This window comes from Brevibacterium sp. 239c (genome assembly GCF_900169365.1).
Lineage (GTDB): Bacteria > Actinomycetota > Actinomycetes > Actinomycetales > Brevibacteriaceae > Brevibacterium.
In genome coordinates this window covers 45434-57080 of record NZ_FXZH01000024.1, presented here as the reverse complement: position 1 = coordinate 57080, position 11647 = coordinate 45434, and the positions used below count along the sequence as shown (strand labels likewise).

7 protein-coding genes are annotated in these 11647 nt (G+C 55.9%); 2 read left to right on the top strand and 5 right to left on the bottom strand.

Annotation, left to right across the window (positions count from 1 at the left end):
* Nucleotides 1–378 precede the first annotated feature (378 nt).
* The 3 genes from BSP239C_RS17875 to BSP239C_RS17865 are packed head-to-tail and all read right to left on the bottom strand — an operon-like array spanning nt 379 to nt 3942.
* Nucleotides 379–1446 (bottom strand): NAD-dependent epimerase/dehydratase family protein, encoded by a 1068-nt coding sequence (locus BSP239C_RS17875; protein ID WP_145997493.1) that lies wholly within the window; start codon nt 1444–1446, stop codon nt 379–381.
* Nucleotides 1439–2161, bottom strand: coding sequence for a 2-C-methyl-D-erythritol 4-phosphate cytidylyltransferase (locus BSP239C_RS17870; protein ID WP_101574701.1), 723 nt, complete (start codon nt 2159–2161; stop codon nt 1439–1441). The genes BSP239C_RS17875 and BSP239C_RS17870 overlap by 8 nt, the downstream gene beginning before the upstream one ends.
* Nucleotides 2143–3942: a CDP-glycerol glycerophosphotransferase family protein gene (locus BSP239C_RS17865; RefSeq protein ID WP_257930275.1), complete on the bottom strand. Its 1800-nt coding sequence runs from the start codon at nt 3940–3942 to the stop codon at nt 2143–2145. Before BSP239C_RS17865 ends, BSP239C_RS17870 begins: the two co-directional genes overlap by 19 nt.
* 600 nt (nt 3943–4542) lie before the next feature.
* Here BSP239C_RS17865 and BSP239C_RS17860 point away from each other — a divergent pair.
* Complete coding sequence (locus BSP239C_RS17860; RefSeq protein WP_257930273.1) at nt 4543–5823, top strand: CDP-glycerol glycerophosphotransferase family protein; 1281 nt, start codon at nt 4543–4545, stop codon at nt 5821–5823.
* Nucleotides 5824–5885: 62 nt separating this feature from the next.
* Nucleotides 5886–6959, top strand: a complete 1074-nt coding sequence (locus tag BSP239C_RS17855) for an IS630 family transposase (protein ID WP_101574699.1) — start codon at nt 5886–5888, stop codon at nt 6957–6959.
* Between the two features lie 2 nt (nt 6960–6961).
* Here the strand turns inward: BSP239C_RS17855 and BSP239C_RS17850 are convergent, their stop codons facing one another.
* Together BSP239C_RS17850 and BSP239C_RS17845 are read right to left on the bottom strand one after the other, a co-directional pair.
* Nucleotides 6962–8857, bottom strand: a complete 1896-nt coding sequence (locus BSP239C_RS17850; RefSeq protein ID WP_145997492.1) for a glycosyltransferase — start codon at nt 8855–8857, stop codon at nt 6962–6964.
* Nucleotides 8858–8909: 52 nt separating this feature from the next.
* The gene (locus BSP239C_RS17845; RefSeq protein ID WP_145997491.1) at nt 8910–11444 is read right to left on the bottom strand and encodes a hypothetical protein; all 2535 of its coding nucleotides are present in this window, start codon (nt 11442–11444) and stop codon (nt 8910–8912) included.
* Nucleotides 11445–11647 lie beyond the last annotated feature (203 nt).

Genomic DNA, 11647 nt, shown 5'->3' with positions numbered 1-11647 from the left:
ACGCACTTTCGCGATGACCTGATCCGGGGTATGTCTACGTGCCATGATCTGTGAATTTCCTCCTTGCATCCATTATCGGATGCGAAACTCACATAGTCACCGGACTCCTACTCGGGGACCCAACCAGATGATTCCCGCTGCCCGACTCGATATCTCGAATGAGTCCTCGTCGAGGTCGAGATTGGCAGCAACCGTCTTCAAAAGACTGATGACTGACGCCTCGATTAATTGATCGCCAACGTTGTCAGAGTCTCTGTTAGTCAACAAGAGGACTCGAATTTTGTTCAATTCTGCTCAATTCGTAGAGTCGACATCGGCCCCGGGGGCGCCGCCACGGGTCGTGTAAGCGTGGTCGGCTAGTAACTTACACGACCGCGACTAGATTAGCGGACCCTCTTCGAAAGAGCGGATTGCCCGGGAGACTCCCGTAGATAGGTCCGTCTTCGCAGCCCAGCCCAGCGACTGAATCCGATCAGAGGCGAGGCCCAAAGATGCAACCGGCGAATACGAACCGCTGTCAGCCTCATTGGCGAAATCAAGCTTCAGACCAAGCGACGGCCGTGCCGCAGCGAACTCCTCTGCAAGTTCCCGAATGCTGACGTTGCCCTTTGGATCGGCAACGTTGTAGACGGATTCTTCACCACGCAGGTGCGCATAGAACAGGCCCAGAACTGCGTCCGACACATAAGTATAAGTTCTTGTCGGAGCGCCCGCACTCATCATCGTGATGTCCCGCCCACGGACGACATCAGCCAGGAAGTCAGCCTGCACCCGGCCGTCGTCCAGAGCCATGCCGGGCCCGTAGATGTGACCGAACCTGACACTCAACGGTCGAATGTCGAACTCATCGGAATAGGCAGCTAGAGCTGTTTCGGCGATTCGTTTGCCCTCCGAATAGCTCGCGCGCGGAGCAAAGTGCTGAAGTTCGCCGACCGAATCTTCAGCGATCAGTTCGACTCCGGATACAGATCCATACACTTCCGAGGACGAAAGGAGCACGAAGGAGCCTCCTCCGTCGCTGACAAGCCGGTCCAAAAGATTGATCGTGCCCAGCGTATTGGCCTTAAGCGTAGACACGGGCGAACTCTTGTGCAGAGAAGGCCTTGCTGGCGATGCGCCATGGAAGATCGTGGTGAATGTCCGCTCGAATTCCTTCGGCTCAATCACATCTCCTTCGACCAGAGTGAAATCTGTCCGTGAGAGGGCAGCGCTGAGCCGTGGCCTCGCTTTGGCAACGTTGCGCACCATTCCAGTGACATGTAAGCCCAGGTCATATTCATCATTAGCTGCCAATAGGGTCCCGACGATGTACATCGGTATCATTCCTGAGGCACCTGTTACAAGAATATTCTGATCGCGGTACGTTTCCCAGGCCAATGGTTCTCTGACCAACCGCCGAACGTCTTCCTGAAATACTGGCGAGTCAAAAAGTGCGACGTCATTCACCAGCGAATGCCTCCCGGTCTTCGATCAGCGTCAAGAAGGTTCGGCAGACATAATAGTCTGATGCGGTAGTGATCTTGATGTTGGTACGTGGTCCCTCGACCCGATGGACGTCGTATCCGAACCCGTGCATGAGTGTGCAGGTATCGATCGAGTCGTGCTCGCCTTCGGCAACTGCACGATCGTAGCCGTCAAGAGCATCCTTGAGCCGGAATGTCTGTGGGGCCTGGGCTGTCCACAGTGGGTCCCGTGGGATGACATCCTTGATGCCGGCTCCCTCTTCGACCACCACGGTCTCAGTCATCTTTGTGCATGTGATTGCTGAGCCATACTCAAGCGCGCTCTCGATATTGCGAGATACAAGGTCTGCATCAATGAGCGGGCGAACTCCGTCGTGGATGAGAACCAGACTGTCCGGGGCATTGCTTTCAGCGACAGTTTTCAGCGCGTTGTGTCGAGATTCCTGACCGGTTGAACCACCATCGACAATCCACTTGACCTTGTCCAACTCGTATCGCTTGACAAGTCGTTCAAGATGCTCGCGGAACTGCGGCAATATTGCTACGGCAATTGCGTCGATGTCTGGGTGCTGCTGGAATATATCCAAGGTATGGACGATCACCGGGCGACCGTGGATTTCCAGAAACTGCTTCGGTCGAGAGCTGTGAGCCATTCTGGCACCGACTCCTCCCGCGAAGACTACTGCGATGTTTGCCATTCGTTCTCCTCGTTGTTCTCTTCTTCAGCGATGTCCGCAGCGCTCTCATCCTCATCTGGATGGTGCGAGCTGTCTTCTTCGGCATCATTGTCGGGGTCTTCTTCCAGATCCTGTTCGATCAGGTCTTCGTAGCGAAGTGGACCTGAAGGCGCGGAATCGACCACGGGGTCTGAAAGTATCAGCGAATCGATGACTCGGTCGGAGTTGTTCGTATCGACATAGTCAAAGTTCTCTTGCACGAACTCCTTCGTCTTCTCAACACTCAGCTCAGGTTCACGGAGAAGTGAGATCAGTTCATCGAACGTAGTGGCAATGCTTCCAGGAGCGGCTTCTTCGTATGCTCTATGCATTCCGCGAGTCGCTGAGTATGTCTCGAGGTCATAGGCGAAGAAGATCATCGGCCTTTCAAGCAACGAGTACTCATAGATGACTGACGAATAGTCAGTGATCAGAATGTCGGAGATCAAGAGCAGATCGTTGGTGTCCGGGCAGGCGGCGACGTCAATGAGCCGATCGCTGAACTCAGCTGGGATTGGTGCTGGGTCTGGGATGAAATGATGCTGGCGAAAGAGAACAACAGAGTCTTCCCCGCACGCCTCATACAGGGCTGCGAAATCAATTACGTCGTAGTCGTAGTGCGCGTCGCCCGAGCCTCGTCCCCGGAAGGTCGGAGCCAGTAAAATCTTCCGTTTACTTTTGGTATTCGGGAATGATTCCTCAAATTCGATACGCACTTCTTCAGCACGTCCTTCACGCAGGAATCCGTCGATTCGTGGCAGGCCCGTGGCAAGAACGGACTCTCGCTCAATTCCGAATGCCTCACTATAGACATCGCGCAGATGCTGGGATCCACATATCGCATAAGAGTAGAGACGGTGAGCGTTGCGCAGATTCGGCGAACCATACTGACCGAAACGGCTATATCCGACTGATTTAAACCCACTTCCCGCATGCCACAGCTGCACAATTTTCTGATTGTTTCGATCGCCGAGGTCTTTGAGGACCGCGAAGTAGTCGTCGATCAGGATTGTGTTTGCTTTGCCCATCTGCCAGGCAAGATTGAGCGCGTTTTGGCGAGAGCTGGTCCGTCCCGTCCGGAATGAGTATCCGAAATTGAAGTCCTTATCTAGCCCTCGCTCAAGCATCCTGTCGTGGACCGCCTTGAGGTTGCCCTGCATATTCGGCCTCGCTTCGGAAGCAAACAGGACATTGTTGCCCGCTGCCGGGCGCCTCTTTGCTGCAACCGCGAACACGCCTCGCAGAGCTTTGCGTTTCGTCTTTACCCACTTCGATCGCACTTTCGACTTGATTCGCGCACGAACGGTCGATGGCTTCCCTGCTGACCGACCGAACGAATAGGTACGCATCAGGAAATGCGGTGCCTCTTCGTCGTCTGAGATTCCGAATGTCACTGTATATGCAGATCGGTTCTTGTTGTAGACGAAGGCTCTGGACCGTTCGTCCAGCTCGGCGACTCGTCCGAGGGGGAAGTCCGCAGGGTGCAACTCCGCACCTGTCCGCGCCACCAGGAAGTAGGTGCCATTGGGCACCTGACCTCGACGATTAAAGAGAGTGACGATAATCTTCAGGTTATATCGAGTCGTATCGATGCGCTCGAAAGTCACGGGGAACAGCTTCTCACCGGGGTTCGCATTTGAAGTGAGGTAGAAGTCATCGACCGCGTCACCAGAGAATTCGACAACGAAGCTGAGGTTCACCCGCTCCCATTTGATGTCGACGATAGTTAGATCTGCTGACACAATACCCCTTGCCGTCCGCATCAAGCATTCGATGCGCGTAGTTCATCGTTTCGTAATTCAGACAGCATAACAGGATCGAGACGTTGGTCGACGCTACCAGTCCGTTGGAACCTACAAGTGTGGTCAGCCCAAATTTCACGTGAATTTCTACTCAGATCTATGCTTCTACTACTAGCGGCCTCAGACCAGTACATGCTTCCACCTTGGAACTTTATGTCTTGAGCAATCCACAGACTCCGTACTCACCACTAGTGGCACCTTAGTGGTGCTTTTCCTGGCGTGAGACGTCACCGGTGGCCGCAGTTCCCTACCTCAGCGCTTAGAACGCGTGAACTTTTAAGTCGCTTGAGGAGGTGGTGGTGTCGATCTGAGAAGGAATCCGTGCGCGAGGGCGCTGTCGTTGTCAGTCTCAAAGTCTGAAATATCGACGATAGTGTGCTTCATTCGTCATTTTCCCACGTAAGTAGCCCACATCCTCCGTCGGGTTCGACCTGTACAATTTTTCGTCTGCGGTGGTCGTTGCCACTGAGGCCTGCGGGCACCTTTTGCCCGTAGCATGAGTGATGGCATCATGTGCCAGGGCCGCGTGGAAGGCCGAATCGATTTTCTGAAAGGTCCACTGTGAAAAACCTGGTTCGTACGACTGCTCTGAAAGCTGTGCGGTCGCGTGCATGGAAGAACACCAGCAAGTGGATCAGGGGCACCGAGCGCTGGCAGCAACTTGAAGACGAGTATGACGGAAGCTACGTCAAAGCTGACGTTGTCGTCTACTTTGGTGATCGCAAACCCAAGTTCTACCAACTCAGTCAGTGGATCCCCGTACTCGAGGAACTTCACCGGAAACACCGTGTAGTTCTCGTCTTCCGAAAACCATCGGCACTGCTTCAAGCCCGTGAGATCACGCGCTTGCCCATGGCCCTCAAACGCAGGTTCGATCCACTCCACACCTTCTACCACGCCAACGACTTCAAACTCGCTCTGTACGTGAACAACGGCATGACGAACTTCCAGTCTCTTGGCTTCGCACCGATGGTCCATGTTCATGTCAATCATGGCGAGTCCGACAAGCTGAGCATGGTTTCTAACCAGGCGAAATCGTATGACAAAGTCTTTGTCGCCGGTGATGCGGCAATCAACCGCCATCGCAAATCCCTGGTCGACTTCGATGAGTCTGCACTCGTCAAAGTCGGTAGACCTCAGTTGGACATCGACAGGGTCCCAGAGCTGGAGACTTCGTCAGCGACAACAATCATGTACGCGCCGACCTGGGAAGGAGAGAACGATGCGAACAACTACACATCCGTCGATCTCTTCGGTCCCCAGATTGTTGAGGCCGCGTTGGGAATCAAGGGTTCACGTGTGATCTACAAACCGCACCCACGCGTAGCCGCCTCCAGCGATCCCGCCATGGCGGTGGCGAACGCGCGGATCCTTGAACTCATCGCCAGCGCCAACGCGTCTATTGCAGACGAGTCCCTGCAGCACCAGATTCTGATGGAGGGCGACATCCTCGCAATGTTCGACACGGTCGATCTTCTCGTCACCGACATCTCCAGTGTCGGACTCGACTACCTCTATCTGCATCCGGAGAAGCCACTGGTTCTGACAGATCGTCGCGACGACATGGCCAAGCTCAACGATGAGGCACCAATCAGCCGTGCGACACCCATCATCGACGGTTCGACAGTGGGACAGGCAGATGAGCTGCTGCGCGACATGCTGACGAACGACTCAGCGGCCGAGGCACGCCAGGAACTGCGCCGCCACTATTTCGGCGAGGGAACAAAGGGTACGTCGACCGTATTGTTCACGGAGGCCATCAGCACGCTCATCGCCAACAGGACGTCTGAAATGAAGAAATATCATTTCGAGAGCACCAACGCCGAGGCGAGCGACGAATAATCTCGTCAGCTAGTGTCGCGTGTCGTTAATTCCTGAATGGTTAGTTGTTTGGGAATTGGGTTATGGCGAATTCTCGCGCTCCAGCACTGGTCCTGTTCGAAGACGAAGAACCTATCCTGCGTGAATGGGTACGAGCGTCAACGATCAAGGCCGGCCTGGCAAGGCGAGCACGGATCGTGCTGCTGGCCGCCGACGGCCTCGCGAACACACGCATCGCTGAACTGGCGGGCTCGTCAGTGGTGACCGTGCTGAAATGGCGGACACGCTACGCCGAGTCAGGCATCGCCGGACTCGGTGATGATCCACGCTCGGGCCGGCCGAAACAACTCGACCACTTCGACATCGTCACCACCACGCTGGTCCCGCCACCGAAGAAGTACGGTGTCACACATTGGTCCTCGCGCCTGCTGGGCAAGCATCTGAAAGTCGGCAATGCGACTGTGGCCCGAGCGTGGCGTGAGTATGGGATCCAGCCATGGAAGGCAGAAACGTTCAAGTTCTCCACCGACCCCGAGCTGGAAGCGAATGTCACCGATGTCATCGGCCTCTACCTGTCACCACCGGAGAACGCCGTGGTACTCAGTGTCGATGAAAAATCCCAAATCCAAGCTCTGGATCGCACCGCACCATTGCTGCCGATGCGCATGGGCGATGCCGAGAAACGCACCCATGACTACCACCGGCACGGAACATCAACACTGTTCGCGGCTTTGGACGTCGCCACAGGCCAGGTCACCGGGGCCGTGAAGCCTCGTCATCGGCGTCAGGAGTTCTTATCGTTTCTGCGTCAGATCGATCGCGCGTATCCGGACCAAGAGCTGCATTTGGTTATGGACAACTATGCGGCTCACAAGACAGCCGAGGTCCGGGACTGGCTGGAGACTCATCCCCGGTTTCATGTCCACTTCACCCCAACGTCGGGGTCCTGGTTGAACCTCGTAGAGGTGTGGTTCGGAATCATTGATCGCCAAGCGATCAAACGGGGCGTGTTCACGCCAGTGAAGAATCTCAACAAGAAGATCCGGGAGTTCATCAATGGGTGGAACAAGCGTAAGCACCCGTTCGTGTGGACAAAGACACCAGAACAGGTCCTCGCGAAAGCGAAACCTAAAACAACTTCAGAAACGCGACACTAGGTTCAGACCATTGCCAGTCGACGAACGGACAGGTTGCCGAGTCTTGTCGAATACCACTCTCGTCGGCCGGTGCTTTCCGCCGTGTAGCTCTTTAAAGGACGAATTCTGCGTTTCCCATTCCACGGATCATGTGGTCGCCGGAGGTAGACGTCGAAGGTCTCGTCCTTCGATTCGGAGAACTTGCCTTCGTCAATGTCGAAGGTAATGATCGCGCCGCGGCCGAAAGGCCGACGCTTGATCGACGGATCGGTGCATAGAAAGTATGTGTTCTTCTTTCGTGCGGCGAGAACCAGCTGCAGGGAGGCCGCAATCGATTCGTGAGTCTGACTGAGCTCCAGCTCGATTCGTGCTCCATCAACAGTGGGTGCGACCCTCAAGCTCTTCGCACTGATCGCTTGACCGCTTTCTCGCGGGTCGACGTTCGGAAGCAATACAGGGCTCAGGCCTTCCAAGACTGTTTTCCAGCGCCGGTAGCCGGCCTCTGGAAGATATTGTTTGACAGTCTCTTTTGCGGCCTCCCGCATCGTGGTTACTCGCTCCGATCCGAGGCCCACGAACTCCTCAATCTGAGTGGCCAACGCTTCGATGTCACCTAGTGGCGTGATGAAGCCGTTCTGGCCCTGAATCACCAGATCTCTGGGCCCATAGGTGATGTCGTAGACAATGGGGACGCAACCAGCACCCATCGACTCCATCATCGCCAGGGGCAGGCCTTCGCTGGTACTTGTCAGCATCGAGAAGGATGCAGACTGGAGGCGTGCTGGTACATCATTGACATACCCCGGAAGCCGAACCCGATCTTCGACGCCGAGGTCCGCAATCAGGTGTTCAAGCTTCTCACGCTCGGTACCTTCTCCCAGCACGGTCAGGGACACGTCCACTCCCCTGCCCTTCAGCAACGACACTACACGTATCGCATGATCCACACGTTTGAGCGGAATCAGGTTGGCGATCATCACAGCATTGTTCGTCGAGCGGTCAGCTTGGGCCTCGTCCTGCACTGACCCCACCGGCAATTCTCCGGTGAGCAGCTTGATATTGGCTCCGGAGATACCCTTCGCAGCTATCGCATCGGCTTGTTGCTTGGTCTGCACACCGACCGCATCGAACCGGTCGAAATTGCGCATTGTCTCAACTCTGCGAGGAAGGAACTCTCCGTGAGCACCATTCCAGGGGTGACGAAGATGGGTTCCGTGCAAGAAGAGGATGAGAGCAAATGTTCTCTCAGTGATTTCATGGATGAATTCGCTGATCTTCTTGTCATCGACGATGAGGACTGAGGGCTCTTCCGTGATCGTCGCCGTGATCCAGGCATTGTAAAAGTCTCGGGGGCGATTCCATTCGGCGATCGGATTGCCGCCTGCCGAATAGAGGACGAAACGGCGCCCGAGCTTCGGATCGTGAACATCAGTGAGCAGCAGAGTGTTGTCGGGACGCAGATAATTGCGACGAACGACTCCCGTAGAACTCGAATTGCGAAAGACATCGTAGAACTCGGTGATGCTCTCGACTTCCCCGTCGACTTCGGGCACGGGATCCGTCGGCGTCTTTCCACCCAACGCGGCGAGTTCGACGTCAGATCTGCCTCTCAAGTCCTGCCAGATGTTCACCAACTCGACGGATTCATCCATCCGTCCTTCGGAGATGAGCCGGGTCCGCGTCGCGTCCACGTCCATTCTCGGACTGAATGTCAGCAGCGTCTGCGACAGAGGACTGCCGTATTTCTGAAAACTGCGGATTCGACGCAACGCAGCGGTTGTCATTCCCCCGATCGAATCGGGAATACCCCAGATGGCGTTGTAGACATGTAGCGCATCGGTGTCGAACCCCGCCACAGGACCAATCGCAAAGTGATCGTGGTCAACGTCCTTGCGCAGCAATCGAGAAATGGGTTTCAACGTTGGTGTCCTTCCTCAATCCCGCCGAGGTGTTTTCCGAGCATGGCTGGTTTCACGGTACGAGCGCCATATGTCCGTGATGGCGAAGCTGCCCTCTCCAGTTCACGATCTTCGGGCTGTCCGATGTTTCCCAGTGCGCGCGTACGTTCCACTCAGTGCCGAGTTCCGTGTAGCAGCCTCGTATTGCGACCTGCAGCGAATCGACATAGTTGATTCCGACTGTCTTCAATAGTCCGAGGACACGCTCCACGACGCCTTCGGAACGGAGTCGAGCAAGGTTGAGCACCGCAACCTGGGGATCAAAGACAATGAAATCTTTGTCGAGATGACTGTGGCTGGCGAAGACGAAGTCCAGGGCTCCCTTGTGATCTTCCTTGAATGCACTGGCTATCCGCCGCATGAGCGTGAGACCGCTGGTCCGGGTCTTCCTCACATCCCTCTTCGCGCCGAGGAAGGACGTGCCCAGTTCTGTCTTTGACAGTTCCGTGATATCGGCGGAAACCTCCCCTGCTGCTGGGAGGACGACGATTCTGTCATGATCAGCAAAGATCGCTGGCAATAGAGCCTGGACCAGGTCGTCCGACTCCCGAATGCCTGGAAACGTCACCGGTTCAAGGACGTTGATGGTGCCGTTGGTCAGTCTCTCCTGGATAGCGTCAACCTGTTTCGCGCCAAGAGCGCCAGATGCCACCCACAGTCGATAGGAGCTGGCGGCATGGTCTTCGATGGACGAGACAAGCGCACCGACGAGGTGGCTCTCACCGCTATTCACGGAAACATAGACATCTGTCGTTCCGCTCGTCGGCGTGGGACACTCGACCTTATCGACTGCCGAGGCAATTTCCGTGTTTGCGACGTCTGGCAGATGCGCCGTGGCCAAGTATTTATCTGCGACGGCCATATCGGCTTCTGTGATTTCGATCCATTTGGCGTAGATCGTGTCCTCCGAGGCCCCCGAGGCGATGAGCGGGATGATTACGGCAAGTTTGTCGAGGATTCCGGTGCGAATCGAGTCGAATTCGGCGTCGTTGATTCCGTAGAGGCCCCCGAACCGGGAGTCTGATTTGTTCTTGGGCTCGAACTGCACCTCGGCGCCCACTGATCGCGCGGGGAGGTTGGCGTGCAGGCGGGAAGTCAACACGCGCGAGTATTTGTACGCATAGTCGCCTACCCAGCTTCGCGCTAGTTCGAGGTTTTCGGGGAACGACTTGTCGCGGATCGCTGTGACAGTCTGCTTCTTCTTCGGTCCTTTGCCGCCCTTCATCCAGTCAACGAGCAGTGTTCCTGATCGCAGGTCGGGGTGTGGGGCTGGAAAGAGAGTGTCAACGGTCGTGGTCAGGCAACCTGAGAAGAAGGCGGGAACCCCAACGGCACGCAATAGCGCTACCGACTGCCAGTCACGGCACCCGACCGGTCCGTATTTCTTCAGGTACGCGATGGCATCGGGCGTGAGCATCTCGGGATATCGGACAAAGACCGACAACAGGATGGGACGGAGATTTGGGTGGAACGGGATGTTGAAGGACTTGCCGAAGATGTCATGCATGTACCACCCGAAGGCGATGTACCAAGTGTCTTCCGGGATGTCTTGGTAGACGTTGCCATCACGGTAGACCTCGACCAGATTGAGTTCAGCCTCAGGGCCCGAGTATTTTCTCTCTGCTTTGACCGTTTCTCGCAGCTTCGCGAACAGTTGAGTAAGACCGCTGTCACCTGTGAAACTGAGGTTCTCATATCTCAGCAGGTGTCCAATTGAGGCGACCGTCTGGATATAGTCACCGATGTTGCGTGAGCGGATTCCTGGCTGGTCATAGCTGAGCACACCGAAGTTTCGCTTTCCTGCGGTCGTCGGAAGTGGTTCCAGATGCGTTCCGCCTGGGAGCCAGTCACGCATACGTGTGAGCTCGTAGTGAATGGCGGCGTCCAATTTGTCGGCGCCCCACGAGAGACGGTCTTCGACGAGGGTCCGAACGTGGTCGAAGGCGTCGATGCAGAACGCAGATTCGGCGGTACGCAGGACAGCCTTGGAACTCCACTGTTCAGTATCGCCGCTGTGATTCGAACGCTCGATGAGCGGCAGTGCTTCAGCTCCGAGTGTGTCGATGGCAGTCGGATAGTACTCCACGGCAGCTGCAGTAATTAGTTCTCGTTCGTTCACACGCTCGAACTCTGCCCACGCAGCTGAGGGGTCTGATGCACGGTGGTATGACATGCCCAACAGTGTTCGACCGATCTGACTGTGCTCAGTACGGCCCCGCAGATTCAAACCGATGGACACGACCCCTCCATGGTGTCCCGCATCAATCAGGGCTCGACCGGACTCGACCATCGAGGTCTCTAGTGACGAGCCACTGATCAACGATTCGGCCAGTGTCGAGCCCGCTTGCATCCGTTGGAGCTCCCGCAGTTTAGCTTCGGTTTCCTTCTTGGTCGGTGCGACAGTCCACCCATCGACGTCCGCAGCCGTATGACCTTTGAGTGCCGTCGCCAGATCCCGGTAGGAACGCGCTGTGTCTGCTGAGATCTTCTTTGCGCTGCCGACGGGTTGTGCTTTTCCTTTGCCACTGGTGGCATTGCGCTCTCGCACATATCTCGTTCCCGACGCCCGTTCAACTGTGGGGAGAGCACGACGAGCGATGCCGTGAATCACGGGTTTCACCAGCTCTCGGCCCTTGCTGATTAGCCTGTCAGTTGCGTTTCGCTGATTGGTCACTCGCCTAGTCCTTTGCAGAGGTGTCGGTGATCTGTCGGTAGTCGCTGGCCCTTGATTTCACGGTATCGAAGTCGTCT

Coding starts and splice junctions, on each gene's coding strand:
- BSP239C_RS17865 (WP_257930275.1), bottom strand. CDS start 3,942: ATGCGGACGGCAAGGGGTATTGTGTCAGCAGATCTAACTATCGTCGAC.
- BSP239C_RS17870 (WP_101574701.1), bottom strand. CDS start 2,161: ATGGCAAACATCGCAGTAGTCTTCGCGGGAGGAGTCGGTGCCAGAATG.
- BSP239C_RS17855 (WP_101574699.1), top strand. CDS start 5,886: ATGGCGAATTCTCGCGCTCCAGCACTGGTCCTGTTCGAAGACGAAGAA.